14 protein-coding genes and 1 tRNA gene are annotated in these 18,646 nt (G+C 66.6%); 13 read left to right on the top strand and 2 right to left on the bottom strand.

The genetic code is table 11. From position 1 onward, the window contains the following. Positions 1 to 63: 63 nt before the first annotated feature. Positions 64 to 300, bottom strand: coding sequence for a hypothetical protein (locus AB6A65_RS15930; RefSeq protein WP_371039390.1), 237 nt, complete (start codon positions 298 to 300; stop codon positions 64 to 66). Positions 301 to 909: 609 nt separating this feature from the next. On the opposite strand from AB6A65_RS15930, the gene AB6A65_RS15925 reads away from it, so the two are divergent. The 10 genes from AB6A65_RS15925 to AB6A65_RS15880 all read left to right on the top strand — a co-directional run bounded on the left by AB6A65_RS15925 (position 910) and on the right by AB6A65_RS15880 (position 14,375). Beyond that, a tRNA-Trp gene (locus AB6A65_RS15925) sits at positions 910 to 985 on the top strand. 84 nt (positions 986 to 1,069) lie between these two features. Further along, positions 1,070 to 1,261 (top strand): preprotein translocase subunit SecE, encoded by a 192-nt coding sequence (gene secE, locus AB6A65_RS15920; protein ID WP_371039389.1) that lies wholly within the window; start codon positions 1,070 to 1,072, stop codon positions 1,259 to 1,261. A gap of 201 nt (positions 1,262 to 1,462) precedes the next feature. Continuing rightward, entirely contained in the window at positions 1,463 to 1,996 is a 534-nt protein-coding gene (gene nusG / locus AB6A65_RS15915) for a transcription termination/antitermination protein NusG (RefSeq protein ID WP_371039388.1), read from the top strand. A 106-nt stretch (positions 1,997 to 2,102) separates the two neighbouring features. Further along, on the top strand, positions 2,103 to 2,528 hold the full coding sequence (gene rplK, locus AB6A65_RS15910; RefSeq protein WP_371039387.1) for a 50S ribosomal protein L11: 426 nt from the start codon (positions 2,103 to 2,105) through the stop codon (positions 2,526 to 2,528). Continuing rightward, positions 2,528 to 3,247, top strand: coding sequence for a 50S ribosomal protein L1 (gene rplA / locus AB6A65_RS15905; protein WP_371039386.1), 720 nt, complete (start codon positions 2,528 to 2,530; stop codon positions 3,245 to 3,247). The genes rplK and rplA overlap by 1 nt, the downstream gene beginning before the upstream one ends. A 259-nt stretch (positions 3,248 to 3,506) precedes the next feature. After that, positions 3,507 to 4,025: a 50S ribosomal protein L10 gene (rplJ, locus tag AB6A65_RS15900; protein ID WP_371039385.1), complete on the top strand. Its 519-nt coding sequence runs from the start codon at positions 3,507 to 3,509 to the stop codon at positions 4,023 to 4,025. Between the two features lie 72 nt (positions 4,026 to 4,097). Next, on the top strand, positions 4,098 to 4,481 hold the full coding sequence (gene rplL / locus AB6A65_RS15895; RefSeq protein WP_371039384.1) for a 50S ribosomal protein L7/L12: 384 nt from the start codon (positions 4,098 to 4,100) through the stop codon (positions 4,479 to 4,481). Positions 4,482 to 4,725: 244 nt separating this feature from the next. Further along, positions 4,726 to 8,865 carry a DNA-directed RNA polymerase subunit beta gene (gene rpoB, locus AB6A65_RS15890; RefSeq protein ID WP_371039383.1) on the top strand — a complete coding sequence of 1,380 codons (4,140 nt, stop codon included), beginning with the start codon at positions 4,726 to 4,728 and terminating at the stop codon, positions 8,863 to 8,865. A gap of 91 nt (positions 8,866 to 8,956) precedes the next feature. After that, positions 8,957 to 13,198: a DNA-directed RNA polymerase subunit beta' gene (rpoC, locus tag AB6A65_RS15885; protein WP_371039382.1), complete on the top strand. Its 4,242-nt coding sequence runs from the start codon at positions 8,957 to 8,959 to the stop codon at positions 13,196 to 13,198. Positions 13,199 to 13,472: 274 nt separating this feature from the next. Next, entirely contained in the window at positions 13,473 to 14,375 is a 903-nt protein-coding gene (locus AB6A65_RS15880) for a DMT family transporter (RefSeq protein WP_371039381.1), read from the top strand. Here AB6A65_RS15880 and AB6A65_RS15875 read toward each other — a convergent pair. Further along, positions 14,365 to 15,186: a glycosyltransferase gene (locus tag AB6A65_RS15875; RefSeq protein WP_371039380.1), complete on the bottom strand. Its 822-nt coding sequence runs from the start codon at positions 15,184 to 15,186 to the stop codon at positions 14,365 to 14,367. The two genes, AB6A65_RS15880 and AB6A65_RS15875, sit on opposite strands and share 11 nt — an antisense overlap. Positions 15,187 to 15,533: 347 nt before the next feature. Here AB6A65_RS15875 and rpsL point away from each other — a divergent pair, with 347 nt between their 5' ends. Genes rpsL through fusA form a run of 3 tightly spaced genes read left to right on the top strand, consistent with a single transcriptional unit; the run spans position 15,534 to position 18,554 of the window. Then, positions 15,534 to 15,905 carry a 30S ribosomal protein S12 gene (gene rpsL / locus AB6A65_RS15870; RefSeq protein ID WP_005980675.1) on the top strand — a complete coding sequence of 124 codons (372 nt, stop codon included), beginning with the start codon at positions 15,534 to 15,536 and terminating at the stop codon, positions 15,903 to 15,905. A gap of 12 nt (positions 15,906 to 15,917) precedes the next feature. Beyond that, the gene (gene rpsG, locus AB6A65_RS15865; protein ID WP_371039379.1) at positions 15,918 to 16,388 is read left to right on the top strand and encodes a 30S ribosomal protein S7; all 471 of its coding nucleotides are present in this window, start codon (positions 15,918 to 15,920) and stop codon (positions 16,386 to 16,388) included. Positions 16,389 to 16,412: 24 nt separating this feature from the next. Next, positions 16,413 to 18,554 carry an elongation factor G gene (gene fusA / locus AB6A65_RS15860; RefSeq protein WP_371039378.1) on the top strand — a complete coding sequence of 714 codons (2,142 nt, stop codon included), beginning with the start codon at positions 16,413 to 16,415 and terminating at the stop codon, positions 18,552 to 18,554. Positions 18,555 to 18,646 lie beyond the last annotated feature (92 nt).

The following is an 18,646-nucleotide window of genomic DNA, read 5'->3' as shown; positions in this document are numbered from 1 at the left end:
CCGCCGTGCGGCCGATGCGTGCGCGGCGAATGTTGCTGCGAAAGCCGGTCCGATGCTGCGGCCTCAGCTCGCATCGCGCAGCCGAGCCCGGATGAAACGCCGGATCTCGCCCGCGTTGTCCGCGCTCGAAATCTGGCCGAGGATCCGCAGCGTGTCCGAATGGGACAGCACCGAAAGATCGGCGCCGGCGGGGGCGTGACGCTCGATCTGGCGAAGCTGCGCGCTGCTGGGGGCCATCGCCGAGGCCGCGGTCGCGGCGGTTGCGAGGGCGAGGGCGGCGATTGCGAAAATACGGGTCATGGGTCTTTCCTTTCGTCGTTCGGTGTTTGCCCGCTCCGGGGCTTTCAGGGGTTCCGCCGGGGCGTGTCCGCCGCCGACGCCCCGCAATCTGCGCCATCCCGGCGCGCCGGGGAAATCACGCCTCCATCGCTTCCCGGGCACGGGGATTTGGGCTTGACGTGATCCCCCGGGCTCCAGTGTGCGCAACGGTATGCCGGCGCTGCCGGCAGGACCCTGTGCGGCAGGGGCCGGCGCTTTCACGAGCTGGTCACGGGGCCGGGCGGCGCGCGTGAGCCCGGGCGCGATCGCACGGCGTTCAAAGAAACGTGCTGGGCGTTTTGTTTCAGCCGGTTCGCGCCGGCGCGAGCCTCACACGGCGCCAGGCTCCCGACGGGGTGAGGGGCATGTCATCGCTGCGCCGCGCCGTCCCCCTCCGGTCGCAAGAGTTGGCCCCCGGCGGCGCCGGGCGCCGGAGCTGACGCGATACGGGCGATTCCCGCTTGCATCGNGCCGTCCCCCTCCGGTCGCAAGAGTTGGCCCCCTGCGGCGCCGGGCGCCGGAGCTGACGCGATACGGGCGATTCCCGCTTGCATCGCGGGGGCTGCGCGCATAGAGGATGACCCCGGCCGGAGGGGTATAGCTCAGTTGGTAGAGCGACGGTCTCCAAAACCGTAGGTCGCGGGTTCGAGCCCTGCTGCCCCTGCCATTACTTCGGGTGGGCACACCGCCCTTGCAGGTCGCCGCCGCACCCCGTATATCCCCCGCGTCCGAGGAAAGAGGTCCGCGCGCCATGGCCAACCCGTTGCAGTTCATCCAGCAGACCCGCGCCGAGATCGCAAAGGTGGTCTGGCCGACGCGCCGCGAGGTGGTCCTGACCACGATCATGGTCTTCATCATGGCGACGCTGACGGCGATCTTCTTCGGGCTCGTGGATCTTGCGATCCGAAGCGGGCTGACGGCGCTTCTGGGCATGTTCAACTGACATGCCGGGCGTGCCGGCCATGGCGCGCCCGGCCCTTGCAACTTCGCGCCGCGAGGGGTAGGACGCACGTCAACCTCCGGAAATTGGCGTGCGGCGATTCGTGTTGCGCGCCGCTTTTGTTTTCCGGAAGGACACGGTCAGAAGGCCGGATCATACTGGGAATTCCCGGCCTTGCCGGGTCGTGACAAGGGCTGAGGCAGCATGGCGAAACGCTGGTATTCGGTGAGCGTTCTTTCCAATTTCGAGAAGAAGATCGCCGAGCAGATCAAGACAGCCGCCGCCGAGGCCGGTCTCGAGGACGAGATCGAGGAAGTGCTCGTTCCGACCGAGGAAGTGATCGAGGTGCGGCGCGGCAAGAAGGTGACGGCGGAGCGCCGCTTCATGCCGGGCTACGTGCTCGTCCGCATGGAGATGTCGGACAAGGGGTATCACCTGATCAACTCGATCAATCGCGTCACCGGCTTTCTGGGGCCGCAGGGCCGTCCGATGCCCATGCGCGACGCCGAGGTGAACGCGATCCTGAACCGCGTTCAGGAGGGCGAAGAGGCGCCGCGCACCCTCATCCACTACGAGGTGGGCGAGAAGGTGAAGGTGAACGACGGCCCGTTCGAGGATTTCGACGGCATGGTCGAGGAGGTGGACGAGTCGAACCAGCGCCTGAAGGTGATGGTGTCGATCTTCGGCCGGGAAACCCCGGTCGATCTGGAATTCACTCAGGTCACCAAACAGGGCTGAGTGCGAACCGTGGGAGGTTCGGGCGCCGCGGCGACCCGGCCGGACCACACGACGCGAAAGCCCGGCCGGCGCGCCGGTCCGGGTGTTGGAAAGGAGAGAGGGCCAGATGGCCAAGAAACTCGCAGGCAAGATGAAGCTTCAGGTGCCTGCCGGGCAGGCGAATCCGTCGCCGCCGGTCGGTCCCGCGCTGGGTCAGCGCGGCATCAACATCATGGAGTTCTGCAAGGCGTTCAACGCCAAGACGCAGGACATGGAGCAAGGTGCGCCCTGCCCCACCCTGATCACGTATTATCAGGACAAGTCCTTCACCATCGAGATCAAGACGCCGCCGGCCTCCTACTATCTCAAGAAGGCCGCGAAGGTGAAATCCGGCTCCGCGACCCCGGGTCGCGGCACCGCCGGCACGGTCAGCGCGCCCCAGGTCAAGGAAATCGCCGAGGCCAAGATGAAGGACCTCAACGCGAACACCATCGAGGACGCGATGCAGATCATCCTCGGCAGCGCCCGCTCCATGGGCATCGAGGTGAAGTGATGGCGAAGCTTGGTAAACGCACCCGCGCCGCCCGCGAGGCTCTCGCCGGCAAGGAAGATGTCGCGGTCGAGGAGGCTCTCGCGCTCGTCAAGGCGAACGCTTCGGCCAAGTTCGACGAGACGGTCGAGGTCGCGATGAACCTCGGCGTCGATCCCCGCCACGCCGACCAGATGGTGCGCGGCGTCGTCAGCCTGCCCAACGGCACGGGCAAGGAAACCCGCGTCGCGGTGTTCGCGCGCGGCGCGAAGGCGGACGAGGCCAAGGAGGCCGGCGCCGACATCGTGGGCGCGGAGGATCTGATGGAGACGATCCAGGGTGGCGCGATCGATTTCGACCGCTGCATCGCGACGCCGGACATGATGCCCGTGGTCGGCCGGCTGGGCAAGATCCTCGGCCCGCGCAACCTTATGCCGAACCCGAAGGTGGGCACGGTGACGATGGACGTGGCGCAGGCGGTCAAGGACGCCAAGGGCGGCCAGGTGCAATTCAAGGCCGAAAAGGCCGGCGTGGTTCATGCGGGCATCGGCAAGGCCTCCTTCGACGACGGCCAGCTTGCCGAGAACCTGCGCGCTTTCGTGGACGCGGTGGCCAAGGCGAAGCCGGCGGGTGCCAAGGGCACCTACATCAAGAAGATTTCCCTCAGCTCCACGATGGGGCCGGGGATCTCCGTCGATGTGGGCTCCGCCATGAGCGGGCCGGCGGCCGCAGCCGCGGAATAAGGAATTCGGCGTGCCTTCGGGCGCGCCGGGTGGCGGGGCCGGCCGGGCCCCGTCCTGTCCGAGACGGAGGGCAGGGGAAACCCGTTAAGTCCTTCCCGAGATGGGGAACGAGACGAGATTTCCGGGCGGGCAGACCCCCCTCGGGCGATCGAGGCCTCGGGACCCTGACACGGACCCGAAGGCCGTCTTCCGGGCGCTTGTCCGGGCGGCGGTGCAACAGAGCCGGAGGGGGGACCCCCTTCAAACTTGGAGTGAAACTGTGGATAGAGCCCAGAAAGAGAAAGTGGTCGAGGAACTCGGCCAGATCTTCGAAAGCTCTGGCGTCGTGGTGGTTGCCCACTACGAGGGTCTCACGGTTGCCGAGATGCAGGATCTTCGTGCCCGCGCCCGCGCGGGTCAGAGTTCCGTGCGCGTCGCCAAGAACAGGCTCGCCAAGATCGCCCTCGAGGGGAAGCCGTGCGCAGGCATCGCGGACCTTCTTACGGGCATGACCGTGCTCACCTACTCCGAAGACCCCGTGGCAGCCGCCAAGGTGGTCGAGGACTTCGCCAAGGGCAACAAGAAGCTCGAGGTCCTTGGCGGGGCGATGGGAGAGACGGTTCTGGACCGGGCCGGTGTGGAGGCCGTGTCGAAAATGCCGTCGCGCGAGGAACTCATCGCGCAGATCGTCGGCTGTATCGGCGCACCCGCTTCCAACATCGCCGGTGCGATCGGCGCGCCTGCTTCCAACATCGCGAGCATCCTTTCGACCATCGAAGAGAAGGCCGAAGCCGCGTAAGGCAACCCGAAAAACCCTTGTCGTGGCGGATGCCCGACGCTGGACACACATTGATACGGAAAGAGTCACGAAATGGCTGATCTGAAAAAACTCGCCGAAGAGATCGTTAACCTCACGCTTCTCGAGGCACAGGAACTCAAGCAAATCCTCAAGGACGAGTACGACATCGAGCCCGCCGCCGGCGGCGCGGTGATGATGGCTCCGGCCGGGGGCGGCGACGCCGGCGGTGCGGCCGAAGAGGAGCAGACCGAGTTCGACGTCATCCTGAAGTCGCCCGGCGCGTCCAAGATCAACGTGATCAAGGAAGTGCGCGCGATCACCGGTCTCGGCCTCAAGGAGGCCAAGGAGCTGGTGGAAGCCGGTGGCAAGGCCGTCAAGGAGCAGGTCTCCAAGGACGAGGCCGAGGAGATCAAGAAGAAGCTCGAAGAGGCCGGCGCCGAGATCGAGCTCAAGTAACAGGACGCCCGCTCCGCATGGGGCGCGCATCTCTGAAGGCTGGGCCCGGGAAACCGGGCCCGGCCGAACCTGTCTCGGCAAGGCCCGGTCCGCGGGCCTTTCCAAGGCGAGGTTCAGGCGATCGGGAGGCCCCGCGGTGGGACGGGGGCCGGGAATGGATCGCGATCACGCCGTCTCGGTTGGGCGCGGGCCTGTGGCCCCGGCAGCGAACGCGCCCGGTGAGAAACGAAAGGTGGCACGGCTCATGGCTCAATCCTTCCTCGGCCAGAAACGACTGCGCAAGTACTATGGCAAGATCCGCGAAGTGCTGGAGATGCCGAACCTCATCGAGGTTCAGAAGAGTTCCTACGACCTGTTCCTGAACTCCGGCGACGGACCGTCGCCACAGGAGGGCGAAGGCCTGATGGGCGTCTTCCAGTCGGTCTTCCCGATCAAGGACTTCAACGAGACGGCGGTGCTGGAATTCGTCAGCTACGATCTCGAGCGGCCGAAATACGACGTGGAGGAATGCCAGCAGCGCGACATGACCTATGCCGCGCCGCTCAAGGTCACGCTGCGCCTGATCGTGTTCGACATGGACGAGGACACCGGCGCGAAGTCGGTGAAGGACATCAAGGAGCAGGACGTGTTCATGGGCGACATGCCGCTCATGACCCATAACGGCACCTTCGTCGTCAACGGCACCGAGCGGGTCATCGTGTCCCAGATGCACCGCAGCCCCGGCGTGTTCTTCGACCACGACAAGGGCAAGACGCATTCCTCCGGCAAGCTTCTCTTCGCCTGCCGCATCATTCCCTACCGCGGCTCCTGGCTGGATTTCGAGTTCGACGCCAAGGACATCGTCTACGCCCGCATCGACCGTCGCCGGAAACTGCCGGTGACGACCCTGCTCTATGCCCTCGGCATGGATCAGGAGGCCATCATGAAGGCCTATTACGACACGGTCAGCTACACTCTGCGCAAGGGCGAGGGCTGGGAGACGAAGTTCTTCCCCGAGCGCGTGCGCGGCACGCGGCCCTCGCATGATCTCGTGGATGCCGCGACCGGCGAGGTGATCGCCGAGGCCGGCAAGAAGGTCACGCCGCGGGCGGTCAAGCAGCTCATCGACGAGGGCAAGGTCACCGATCTGCTCGTGCCGTTCGAGCAGATCCTGGGCAAGTTCGTGGCCGAGGACATCATCGACGAGGAAACCGGCGCCATCCACGTCGAGGCGGGCGACGAGCTCACCTGGGAGACGGACAAGGACGGCACCGTCACGGGCGGCACGCTGAAGACGCTTCTGGACGCGGGCATCACCGAGATCCCGGTTCTCGACATCGATGGCGTGAACGTGGGGCCCTACATCCGCAACACCATGGCGATGGACAAGAACATGAACCGCGATACCGCGCTCATGGACATCTATCGCGTCATGCGCCCGGGAGAGCCGCCCACGGTCGAGGCCGCGAGCGCGCTTTTCGACACGCTGTTCTTCGATGCGGAGCGTTACGACCTCTCGGCCGTCGGGCGCGTGAAAATGAACATGCGTCTCGATCTCGAGAAGCCGGACACCCAGCGCACGCTCGACCGCGAAGACATCGTGGCCTGCGTGAAGGCGCTGATGGAACTGCGCGACGGCAAGGGCGAGATCGACGACATCGACCACCTCGGCAACCGCCGGGTGCGCTCGGTCGGCGAGCTGATGGAGAACCAGTACCGCGTCGGCCTTCTGCGCATGGAGCGCGCGATCAAGGAGCGCATGGCCTCGGCCGAGATCGACACGGTCATGCCGCAGGACCTGATCAACGCGAAACCGGCCGCGGCCGCGGTGCGCGAATTCTTCGGCTCCTCGCAGCTCTCCCAGTTCATGGACCAGACCAACCCGCTTTCCGAGGTGACGCACAAGCGCCGCCTCTCGGCGCTCGGGCCCGGCGGCCTCACGCGTGAGCGCGCGGGCTTCGAGGTGCGCGACGTGCATCCCACGCATTACGGCCGGATGTGCCCGATCGAGACGCCGGAAGGCCCGAACATCGGCCTCATCAACTCGCTGGCGACCTTCGCGCGGGTGAACAAGTACGGCTTCATCGAGACGCCCTACCGCAAGGTGCACGAGGGCCAGGTCTCCGAGGATGTGGTCTACATGTCCGCCACCGAGGAGATGCGCCACACCATCGCGCAGGCCAACGCGAAGCTGGACGAGGGTGGCCGGTTCGTGAACGACCTGGTGTCCACGCGGCAGGCGGGCGACTACACGCTCGCGCCGAACGAGAGCGTGGATCTCATCGACGTGTCGCCCAAGCAGCTCGTCTCGGTCGCGGCCTCGCTGATCCCGTTCCTCGAGAACGACGACGCCAACCGCGCGCTGATGGGCTCGAACATGCAGCGTCAGGCCCTGCCGCTTCTGCAGGCCGAGGCGCCGCTGGTGGGCACCGGGATCGAGGAGATCGTGGCGCGCGACTCGGGCGCCTCGATCATGGCGCGCCGGTCCGGGATCATCGACCAGGTGGACGCGGAGCGGATCGTGGTCCGCGCCACGGACGACCTCGAGCCCGGCGACCCGGGCGTCGACATCTACCGGATGCGCAAGTTCCAGCGTTCGAACCAGAACAGCTGCATCAACCAGCGTCCGCTGGTGAAGGTGGGTGACCGGGTCACGAAGAACGAGGTGATCGCCGACGGCCCGTCCACCGACATGGGCGAACTCGCGCTCGGGAAGAACGTGGTCGTCGCCTTCATGCCGTGGAACGGCTACAACTACGAGGATTCGATCCTGATCTCCGAGCGCATCGCGCGCGACGACGTCTTCACCTCGATCCACATCGAGGAGTTCGAGGTCGCCGCCCGCGACACCAAGCTCGGCCCCGAGGAGATCACCCGCGACATCCCCAACGTGGGCGAGGAGGCGCTGCGCAACCTCGACGAGGCGGGCATCGTCTACATCGGCGCCGACGTGGAACCGGGCGACATCCTCGTGGGCAAGATCACGCCCAAGGGTGAAAGCCCGATGACGCCGGAGGAGAAGCTCCTGCGCGCGATCTTCGGCGAAAAGGCGTCGGACGTGCGCGACACCTCGCTGCGGGTGAAGCCCGGCGACTACGGCACCGTGGTGGAGGTGCGCGTCTTCAACCGTCACGGCGTGGAGAAGGACGAGCGCGCGCTCCAGATCGAGCGCGAGGAGATCGAGAGCCTCGCCCGCGACCGGGACGACGAGCTCGCGATCCTCGACCGCAACATCTACGCGCGTCTGAAGTCGATGATCCTCGGCAAGACGGCCGTGAAGGGTCCGAAAGGCGTGAAGGCCAACTCCGAGATCACCGAGGAGCTGCTCGAGGGCCTGTCGCGCGGGCAGTGGTGGCAACTCGCCCTCAAGGACGAGGAGGACGCCAAGATCGTCGAGGCGCTGCATGAGCAGTACGAGGCGCAGAAGCGCCAGCTCGACGCGCGCTTCGAGGACAAGGTCGAGAAGGTCCGCCGCGGCGACGACCTGCCGCCGGGCGTGATGAAGATGGTCAAGGTCTTCGTCGCGGTGAAGCGCAAGCTGCAGCCCGGCGACAAGATGGCCGGCCGCCACGGCAACAAGGGCGTCATCTCGAAGGTGGTCCCGATGGAGGACATGCCGTTCCTCGAGGACGGCACGCCGGTGGATGTCGTGCTCAACCCGCTCGGCGTTCCCAGCCGGATGAACGTGGGCCAGATCCTCGAGACGCACATGGGATGGGCCGCGCGCGGCCTCGGGCTCAGGATCGACGACGCGCTTCAGGACTACCGCCGCACCGGCGACCTGACGCCGGTGCGCGAGGCTCTGCGCCTGGCCTATGGCGACGACGTCTACGAGGAGGGTATCGCCGGGATGGACGAGGAGCGCGTCGTCGAGGCGGCCTCGACCGTCACCCGCGGCGTGCCGATCGCGACGCCCGTGTTCGACGGCGCGAAGGAGCCTGACGTGAACGACGCGCTGGTGCGGGCGGGCTTCAGCGAAAGCGGCCAGTCGATCCTCTTCGACGGGCGCACCGGCGAGCAGTTCGCGCGGCCGGTGACGGTGGGGGTAAAGTACCTGCTCAAGCTGCACCATCTCGTGGACGACAAGATCCACGCGCGCTCGACCGGGCCCTACAGCCTCGTGACCCAGCAGCCGCTGGGCGGCAAGGCGCAGTTCGGCGGCCAGCGGTTCGGCGAGATGGAGGTCTGGGCGCTGGAAGCCTACGGCGCGGCCTACACCCTGCAGGAGATGCTGACGGTGAAGTCCGACGACGTGGCAGGCCGCACGAAGGTCTACGAGTCGATCGTCAAGGGCGAGGACAACTTCGAGGCCGGTGTGCCGGAATCCTTCAACGTGCTGGTGAAGGAGGTCCGGGGCCTCGGGCTCAACATGGAACTCCTGGACGCGGAGGAAGACGAGGAATGACGGCCCGAAGCGCCTTGGAAGGCGCTTGGAAAGGCGCTTCGAAGCGCCTTTCCGCCCGCTCCAACTTCCCTGCAGGATTTGAGGTCACGACATGAACCAGGAACTGACGAACAACCCGTTCAACCCGCTCACCCCGACCAAGGTCTTCGACGAGATCCGCGTCTCGCTGGCGAGCCCGGAGCGGATCCTCTCGTGGTCCTACGGCGAGATCAAGAAGCCCGAGACCATCAACTACCGCACCTTCAAGCCCGAGCGGGACGGCCTGTTCTGCGCGCGCATCTTCGGCCCGATCAAGGATTACGAGTGCCTCTGCGGCAAGTACAAGCGCATGAAGTACCGCGGCGTCGTCTGCGAGAAATGCGGCGTCGAGGTCACCTTGCAGAAGGTCCGGCGCGAGCGCATGGGCCACATCGAACTGGCCGCGCCCGTCGCTCATATCTGGTTCCTGAAGTCGCTGCCCTCGCGCATCGGCCTGATGCTCGACATGACGCTCCGTGACCTGGAGCGGATCCTCTACTTCGAGAACTACGTCGTCACGGAGCCGGGCCTCACCGATCTCTCCTACGGTCAGCTCATGACCGAGGAAGAGTTCATGGACGCGCAGGACCAGTACGGCATGGACGCCTTCACCGCCAATATCGGCGCCGAGGCGATCCGCGAGATGCTGGCCGCGATCGACCTCGAATCCGAGGCCGAGCACCTGCGCGCCGACCTGGCCGAGGCCACGGGCGAGCTCAAGCCCAAGAAGATCATCAAGCGTCTCAAGGTCGTCGAGAGCTTCCTCGAGTCGGGCAACCGTCCCGAATGGATGGTGATGACGGTCATCCCGGTCATCCCGCCGGAGCTGCGCCCGCTGGTGCCGCTCGATGGCGGCCGGTTCGCCACGTCGGACCTCAACGATCTCTATCGCCGGGTCATCAACCGCAACAACCGCCTGAAGCGGCTGATCGAGCTGCGCGCGCCGGACATCATCGTGCGCAACGAAAAGCGCATGCTCCAGGAATCCGTGGACGCGCTTTTCGACAACGGCCGCCGCGGCCGTGTCATCACCGGCGCGAACAAGCGGCCGCTGAAGTCGCTCTCGGACATGCTGAAGGGCAAGCAGGGCCGCTTCCGTCAGAACCTGCTGGGCAAGCGGGTCGACTTCTCCGGCCGCTCGGTCATCGTGACCGGCCCGGAGCTCAAGCTGCACCAGTGCGGGCTGCCCAAGAAGATGGCGCTCGAGCTTTTCAAGCCGTTCATCTACTCGCGGCTGGAGGCGAAGGGCCTGAGTTCGACCGTGAAGCAGGCCAAGAAGCTCGTCGAGAAGGCGCGGCCGGAGGTCTGGGACATCCTCGACGAGGTCATCCGGGAACATCCTGTCCTCCTCAACCGTGCGCCGACACTGCACCGCCTCGGCATCCAGGCTTTCGAGCCCGTGCTGATCGAGGGCAAGGCGATCCAGCTTCACCCGCTGGTCTGCGCGGCCTTCAACGCCGATTTCGACGGCGACCAGATGGCCGTGCACGTGCCGTTGTCGCTCGAGGCGCAACTCGAGGCGCGCGTGCTCATGATGAGCACCAACAACGTGCTGTCGCCTGCGAACGGCGCGCCGATCATCGTGCCCTCGCAGGACATGATCCTGGGCCTCTACTACATCACGCTGGAGCGTGAGGGCATGAAGGGCGAGGGCATGGTCTTCGCCCACCCCGACGAGGTGCAGTTCGCGCTCGATACCGGCTCGGTCCACATGCACGCCAAGATCAAGTGCCGGATCAAGCAGATCGACGAGGAAGGCAGCGAGGTCTGGCAGCTTCACGACACGACCCCTGGTCGCGTCCGCCTCGGCCAGCTGATGCCGCTCAACGCGAAGGCGCCCTTCGAGCTCGTGAACCGGCTGCTCCGCAAGAAGGAGGTGCAGCAGGTCATCGACACCGTCTACCGGTACTGCGGCCAGAAGGAGTCGGTCATCTTCTGCGACCAGATCATGACGCTCGGCTTCCGCGAGGCGTTCCGCGCGGGCATCTCGTTCGGCAAGGACGACATGGTCATCCCCGAGCAGAAGTGGTCCATCGTCGAAGACACGCGCGAGCAGGTGAAGGACTTCGAACAGCAGTACATGGACGGCCTGATCACCCAGGGCGAGAAGTACAACAAGGTCGTGGACGCCTGGTCGAAGTGCAACGACCGCGTGACCGAGGCGATGATGTCCGCGATCTCGGCCAACCAGCGAGACGAGAACGGTGCCGAGGTCGAGCCCAACAGCGTCTACATGATGGCGCATTCGGGCGCGCGGGGCTCGGTCACGCAGATGAAGCAGCTCGGCGGCATGCGCGGCCTGATGGCCAAGCCGAACGGCGACATCATCGAGACACCGATCATCTCGAACTTCAAGGAAGGCCTCACCGTGCTGGAGTACTTCAACTCCACCCACGGCGCGCGGAAGGGCCTCAGCGACACCGCGCTCAAGACGGCGAACTCGGGTTACCTGACCCGCCGTCTCGTGGACGTCGCGCAGGACTGCATCGTCCGGATGACGGATTGCGGCACGGATCTGTCGATCCTCGCGGAGCCGGCGGTGAACGACGGCGAGGTGGTCGCCTCGCTCGGCGAGCGCGTCCTCGGCCGGGTGGCCGCGGCGGACATCGTCGTGCCCGGCGGCGAAGAGGTCATCACCCGCGCGGGCGAGCTCATCGACGAGCGGCAGGCGGACCGGATCGACGAAGAGGGCGTGGCCAGCGCCCGCATCCGCAGCCCGCTGACCTGCGAGGCCGAAGAGGGCGTCTGCGCCATGTGCTACGGCCGCGACCTCGCGCGCGGTACGATGGTCAACGCCGGCGAGGCGGTGGGCATCATCGCGGCGCAGTCGATCGGCGAGCCGGGCACGCAGCTGACGATGCGGACCTTCCACATCGGCGGCGTGGCGACCGGCGGCCAGCAGTCCTTCCAGGAGGCTAGCCAGGGCGGCACCATCGCCTTCGAGAACGCCTCCACGCTGGAGAACGCCTCGGGGGAAATCCTCGTGATGGGCCGCAACATGAAGCTGCTGATCCGCGACGAGCAGGGCGAGGAGCGGGCGAGCTTCAAGCTGGGCTACGGCACGAAGCTCTTCGTCGAGGAAGGCCAGAAGGTGGAGCGGGGCGCGAAGCTCTTCGAGTGGGATCCCTACACCCTGCCGATCATTGCCGAGAAGGACGGTATCGCCAAGCACCACGACCTCGTGAACGGCATCGCCGTGCGCGAGGAGACGGACGAGGCCACGGGCATGACGCAGAAGATCGTCACCGACTGGCGCGCCGCTCCCAAGGGCAACGACCTCAAGCCCGAGATCATCCTCGTGGACGAGGCCGGCGAGCCCGTGCGCAACGACCAGGGCAACCCGGTCACCTACCCGATGTCGGTGGATGCGATCCTGTCCTGCGAGGACGGCCAGAAGATCCAGGCCGGCGACGTGGTCGCGCGGATCCCCCGCGAGGGCGCGAAGACGAAGGACATCACCGGCGGTCTGCCGCGCGTGGCCGAACTCTTCGAGGCGCGGCGGCCCAAGGATCACGCCATCATCGCCGAGATCGACGGCTATGTCCGGTTCGGGCGCGACTACAAGAACAAGCGCCGGATCACCATCGAGCCCGCGGACGAGAATCTCGAGCCCGTGGAATACATGGTTCCCAAGGGCAAGCACGTCCCGGTGCAGGAGGGCGACTTCATCCAGAAGGGCGATTACATCATGGACGGCAATCCCGCGCCGCATGACATCCTCGCCATTCTCGGGGTGGAGGCGCTGGCCAACTACATGGTGGACGAGGTGCAGGACGTCTATCGCCTGCAGGGCGTGAAGATCAACGACAAGCACATCGAGGTGATCGTCCGCCAGATGCTGCAGAAATGGGAGATCCTCGATTCCGGCGAGACCACGCTTCTCAAGGGAGAGCACGTCGACAAGGCCGAGTTCGAGGCCGCGAACGAGAAGGCGATCAGGAAGGGAGGGCGCCCGGCCCAGGGCGAACCGATCCTTCTGGGGATCACCAAGGCGTCGCTGCAGACGCGCAGCTTCATCTCTGCCGCTTCCTTCCAGGAGACGACACGGGTCCTGACCGAGGCATCGGTGCAGGGCAAGCGCGACAAGCTCGTGGGGCTCAAGGAGAATGTCATCGTCGGGCGCCTGATCCCGGCGGGCACCGGCGGGGCCACGCAGCGCGTGCGCAGGGTCGCGCAGGAGCGCGACAACATCGTGATCGAGGCGCGCCGGGAAGAGGCGGAAGCCGCCGCGGCGCTGGCCGCGCCGGCCGAGGACGTCTTCGGCGACGAGACCGGCAGCGACGCGTCGGAGACGCCCGAGAGCCGCGAGGAGTGATTGCGTCCGGCCAAGACCGGGCGCCGCACTGAGGACAGGAAGAAGGCCCCCGCCCCGGTGGGGGCCTTTTTCGTCCTTCCGGATCTTCAACCTTGCCGCAGCCGGTCGCCGCGCGGGCCTTCGCGCTTGCCGGGGGCGTTTCCGGAGGCCTCGGGGCGGCGATGGCGAGGTGGCCGGCCTTCGGCTGCGGGACGACGGCGAGGTCTCGACGGCCCGGCCGCGCGGCGCTACCGCTGGTCCGATGCGTCCGGAAACAGCGGGAGTGCCGCCGGCCATGCCAGTGCTTACCGACAACGCGCGCGGCGCGCTTCTGATGATGGCTTCGATGGCCTCGTTCACCATCAACGACACGTTCGTGAAGGTGGTGGGCGACGAACTGCCGCTCATGCAGATCCTGTTCCTGCGGGGGCTCGCGACGACGACCCTGATCGGCCTGCTGGCCTGGCGCTTGAGGCGGATCGCGCTGCGGCTTTCCGGTCGCGACGGGGCGCTCGTCTTGCTGCGTACCGGCTGCGAGGTGGGGGCGGCCTATTTCTTCCTGACCGCGCTCATCAACATGCCGCTCGCCAACGTCACGGCGATCCTGCAGGTGCTGCCCCTGACCGTCGCCCTCGGGGGGGCGCTGGTCTTCGGGGAGCGTATCGGCTGGCGGCGGCTCACCGCCATTCTCGTGGGCTTCGCTGGCATGCTGCTCATCGTCCGGCCGGGGCCGGAGGGGTTCAACCTTTACGCCGGCTACGCGCTGGTCGCGGTGGCGATGGTCACGGTGCGGGATCTGGCCACGCGGCGGATGTCCTCGGCGGTGCCCTCGCTGACGGTGACCCTTGCCGCCGCCGCCGGCGTGACCCTTTTCGCCGCGCTCGCGGGGCTGGGTCAGGGCTGGACCCCGGTGACAGGGCGGCAGGCCGGCCTGATCGGTGCCTCGGCGGTCTTCATCATGGGGGGCTATCTTTGCAGCGTGCTCGTGATGCGGGTGGGCGAGGTGGCCGTCGTCGCGCCCTTCCGCTACACCGGGCTGCTCTGGGCGCTGGTGCTGGGCTGGGCCGTCTTCGGCGACTGGCCGGCGCCGCTGACGCTGCTCGGCGCGGCGATCATCGCGGCGACGGGCATCTACACGATGCTCCGCGAGGCGCGCCTGGCGCGGCGGGCCCGCCCCGTCGTTCCGCCTAGCCGCTAGCGCCGTGCTCCCCGGCGAAGGCCCGCCGGATGGCATCCGCGTCGAGGGCGAAGCGCGCGCGGAACGTCTCTTCCTCGGCAGCCGAAAGGGGGCGCAGATCCGCGGGCCAGGGCACCCCCGCGCGCGAGTCGTTGAAGCGGCCGAGGCCTCGCACGAACATCGCCGGCTCGGGAAAGCAGATCGCCGGCATGAAGCGATGGATGCGGTGGTGGGCGAAGTTCATGATCGTCCGCGTATCGCCGCCGCGCACCGACATGCCGAGCGCCGCGGTGTAATAGGGCCTGAACAGCGCTGCGGCGCGGATGCCCCCGGGGCCGAACGCCGCGTGGTAGCCGCTCGCGAAGTCGATGGCGACCGAGCGGTGCGCCGCGAGCAGGTGCCCGCAATCGGCCGCGGCCGATTTGAGCTTCTCCACGAAATCGACGGCGACGGCATCGTCGTCGTCGAAGCGAAACTGCAGACAGGGCCGGTCCGGCTGCCGCCGCGCCGCCTGCAGCAGATCCTTCATCGCCGCGCGGTGGCGCCGGGGCGGCTCGAGCCGGAGCTGCGCCTGCGGCAGGTCCTTCAGCGCAGCGCGCAGGCGCGCGAGATGGGGCGCGGGCAGGCTGTCGCCCGCGACGACCACGAGATCGAAGGCCGGATCGGTCTGGGCGCGCAGCGACGGCAGCGCCACGGTTTCGAAGAGGCGGAAACGCTCTTCCATCCGGTCCGGCGCGTAGAGATACTCGAGCCGTGCGCGCAGGTTGTCGTGCTCGACCTGGAAGCCGCCGATCGCGGGGTAGGAAAAGCGGCAGAGCCCGATCGCCTGCATGTCGGTATCGCGTCCCTTCGCCGCCCGGGTCCGTTTCAGTGCGCCAGAGTGGCAGCGCCCGGGCGCGGGGACAAGCGGCGGCGGGGTGCTGTTGACAACCCCCGCGACTCCCCGTATACGCCCGGCATCTCGGCACAGGGGTATTCCCCGCCGCCGGCATCAGGACTCATGTGGCCACGATCCGGGCGCGTTCGCCCCGATCCTCTGGAAACCCACCGCGTCGGCCCCGGCAGAGGGGGCTGAATGCGGTTTTTGCGTTTTGAGCGGGCGAGGCGCGCGCCGGACACGGAACTCGCGCGGGGACGCCCGCGCAGTGATGAAGACACGGAGACGGGGAAAAGACCCATATGCCTACGATCCAGCAGCTGATCCGCAAGCCGCGGCAGCCCAAAGTGAAGCGCTCCAAGTCGATGCACCTGGAGCAGTGCCCGCAGAAGCGGGGGGTTTGCACGCGCGTCTACACCACCACGCCGAAGAAGCCGAACTCGGCGATGCGGAAGGTGGCGAAGGTGCGCCTGACGAACGGCTACGAGGTGATCAGCTACATCCCGGGCGAGAGCCACAACCTGCAGGAGCACTCGGTGGTCCTGATCCGTGGTGGCCGTGTAAAGGACCTTCCCGGTGTGCGCTACCACATCCTGCGCGGCGTGCTCGACACGCAAGGCGTCAAGGACCGCAAGCAGCGCCGTTCGAAATACGGCGCGAAGCGCCCGAAGTAAGAGGATTAAAGGATGTCCCGTCGTCACAGAGCGGAAAAGCGCGAAATCCTTCCCGACGCCAAGTATGGCGACCGGGTTCTGACGAAGTTCATGAACAACCTGATGATCGACGGCAAGAAGTCGGTCGCGGAACGGATCGTCTACAACGCGCTCGACCGTGTCGAGAACAAGGTGAAGCGCGCGCCGGTGGAAATCTTCCACGAGGCGATCGAGAACATCAAGCCGTCGGTCGAGGTGCGCTCGCGCCGCGTGGGCGGTGCGACCTATCAGGTGCCGGTCGAGGTGCGCCCCGAGCGCCGCGAGGCGCTGGCGCTGCGCTGGCTGATCGACGCCTGCCGCAAGCGCAACGAGCACACGATGGAAGAGCGTCTCGCCAGCGAGCTGCTCGACGCCGTGAATTCCCGCGGCACCGCGGTGAAGAAGCGCGAAGACACCCACAAGATGGCGGAGGCCAACAAGGCCTTCAGCCATTACCGCTGGTAACCCCTGTCGCAGAGGCTCCATTCCATGGCACGCGAATACTCCCTCGACCGCTACCGCAACTTCGGCATCATGGCGCACATCGATGCCGGCAAGACCACGACGACGGAGCGGATTCTCTACTACACCGGCAAGTCCCACAAGATCGGCGAGGTGCATGACGGCGCCGCGACGATGGACTGGATGGAGCAGGAGCAGGAGCGCGGGATCACCATCACCTCGGCGGCGACGACCACCTTCTGGTTCCGCACCGAGGACGGCAAGAACCCGACCGGCATCTACGGCGACACGCCCAAGGAAGCGTCGTTCCGCTTCAACATCATCGACACGCCCGGACACGTGGACTTCACCATCGAGGTGGAGCGCTCGCTCGCCGTGCTCGACGGCGCGGTGGCCGTGCTCGACGCCAATGCCGGGGTGGAGCCGCAGACCGAGACGGTCTGGCGCCAGGCCGACCGCTACAAGGTGCCGCGCATCGTGTTCGTCAACAAGATGGACAAGATCGGCGCCGACTTCTTCAACTGCGTGCACATGATCAAGGACCGCACGGGCGCCCTGCCCGCGCCGATCCAGATGCCGATCGGGGCCGAGGACAAGCTCGAGGGCATCGTCGATCTGGTCACCATGAAGGAATGGGTCTGGAAGGGCGAGGATCTCGGCGCCAGCTGGGTCATCCAGGACATCCGCGACGACCTCAAGGACAAGGCCGAGGAGATGCGCGCCGAACTCGTCGAGATCGCCGTGGAGCAGGACGACGACGCGATGGAGAAGTATCTCGAGGGCGAAGAGCCGGATCTTCCGACCCTGCGCAGCCTCATCCGCAAGGGCACGCTCAACATGTCCTTCGTGCCGGTGCTCGCGGGCTCTGCCTTCAAGAACAAGGGCGTCCAGCCGCTGCTCAACGCGGTGATCGACTACCTGCCCGGCCCGCTCGACGTGCCGCCCTACATGGGCTTCGCCCCGGACGATGAGACCGAGACCCGCAACATGGAGCGCCGCCCGGGCGACGACCAGCCCTTCGCCGGGCTCGCGTTCAAGATCATGAACGACCCGTTCGTGGGCTCGCTGACCTTCACCCGCATCTACTCGGGCCTGCTCGAGAAGGGCGGCAGCGTGCTCAACTCCACCAAGGGCCGTCGCGAGCGCATCGGGCGCATGATGATGATGCACTCGAACTCCCGCGAGGAGATCGACTGGGCGGGGTCGGGCGACATCATCGCGCTGGCCGGCCTGAAGGAGACCACGACCGGCGACACGCTCTGCGATGCATCGAAGCCCGTCGTGCTGGAGACGATGACCTTCCCCGATCCGGTGATCGAGATCGCGGTCGAGCCCAAGACCAAGGCCGACCAGGAGAAGATGTCGGCCGGCCTGCAGCGCCTCGCGGCAGAGGACCCGTCCTTCCGCGTGGAGACCGATCTGGAATCGGGCCAGACGATCATGAAGGGCATGGGCGAGCTTCACCTCGACATCCTGGTCGACCGGCTGAAGCGCGAATTCAAGGTCGAGGCCAATATCGGTGCGCCGCAGGTGGCCTACCGCGAGACGATCAGCCAGAAGATCGAGCACACCTACACGCACAAGAAGCAGACCGGTGGCTCGGGTCAGTTCGCCGAGGTGAAGCTGGAGATCACGCCGACCGAGGCCGGCGAGGGCTACAGCCTCGAGTCGCGGATCGTCGGCGGCACGGTGCCGAAGGAATACATCCCCGGGGTCGAGAAGGGCATCCAGTCGGTGATGGACTCCGGTCCGCGCGCCGGCTTCCCGGGGATCGACTTCAAGGTCGCGCTCGTGGACGGCAAGTTCCACGACGTGGACTCGAGCGTTCTCGCCTTCGAGATCGCCTCGCGGATGTGCATGCGCGAGGGCCTGCGCAAGGCCGGTGCGAAACTGCTCGAGCCGATCATGAGGGTCGAGGTGGTGACGCCGGAAGAGTACACCGGCAACATCATCGGTGACCTCACCTCGCGGCGTGGCCAGGTGCAGGGCCAGGCGCCCCGCGGCAATGCCATCGTGATCGACTCCTTCGTGCCGCTGGCGAACATGTTCGGCTACATCAACAACCTGCGCTCGATGTCCTCGGGCCGGGCACAGTTCACGATGCAGTTCGACCACTACGAGCCGGTGCCGCAGAACATCTCCGACGAGATCCAGTCGAAATACGCTTAACTCAATGATCCGCGGGCGCCCCCCGGTTGCGCCCGCGTCGAAAGGAACAGGAGGCCGAGATGGCAAAAGAGAAGTTTGAGCGGTCGAAGCCG

This window comes from Rhodosalinus sp. FB01, assembly GCF_041365715.1.
Taxonomy (GTDB): Bacteria; Pseudomonadota; Alphaproteobacteria; order Rhodobacterales; family Rhodobacteraceae; genus Rhodosalinus.
The sequence above is the reverse complement of the archived record's forward strand: the minus strand, read 5'-3'. Positions and strand labels throughout refer to the sequence as shown.

Coding starts and splice junctions, on each gene's coding strand:
- AB6A65_RS15930 (WP_371039390.1), bottom strand. CDS start 300: ATGACCCGTATTTTCGCAATCGCCGCCCTCGCCCTCGCAACCGCCGCG.
- secE (WP_371039389.1), top strand. CDS start 1,070: ATGGCCAACCCGTTGCAGTTCATCCAGCAGACCCGCGCCGAGATCGCA.
- nusG (WP_371039388.1), top strand. CDS start 1,463: ATGGCGAAACGCTGGTATTCGGTGAGCGTTCTTTCCAATTTCGAGAAG.
- rplK (WP_371039387.1), top strand. CDS start 2,103: ATGGCCAAGAAACTCGCAGGCAAGATGAAGCTTCAGGTGCCTGCCGGG.
- rplA (WP_371039386.1), top strand. CDS start 2,528: ATGGCGAAGCTTGGTAAACGCACCCGCGCCGCCCGCGAGGCTCTCGCC.
- rplL (WP_371039384.1), top strand. CDS start 4,098: ATGGCTGATCTGAAAAAACTCGCCGAAGAGATCGTTAACCTCACGCTT.
- rpoB (WP_371039383.1), top strand. CDS start 4,726: ATGGCTCAATCCTTCCTCGGCCAGAAACGACTGCGCAAGTACTATGGC.
- rpoC (WP_371039382.1), top strand. CDS start 8,957: ATGAACCAGGAACTGACGAACAACCCGTTCAACCCGCTCACCCCGACC.
- AB6A65_RS15880 (WP_371039381.1), top strand. CDS start 13,473: ATGCCAGTGCTTACCGACAACGCGCGCGGCGCGCTTCTGATGATGGCT.
- AB6A65_RS15875 (WP_371039380.1), bottom strand. CDS start 15,186: ATGCAGGCGATCGGGCTCTGCCGCTTTTCCTACCCCGCGATCGGCGGC.
- rpsL (WP_005980675.1), top strand. CDS start 15,534: ATGCCTACGATCCAGCAGCTGATCCGCAAGCCGCGGCAGCCCAAAGTG.
- rpsG (WP_371039379.1), top strand. CDS start 15,918: ATGTCCCGTCGTCACAGAGCGGAAAAGCGCGAAATCCTTCCCGACGCC.
- fusA (WP_371039378.1), top strand. CDS start 16,413: ATGGCACGCGAATACTCCCTCGACCGCTACCGCAACTTCGGCATCATG.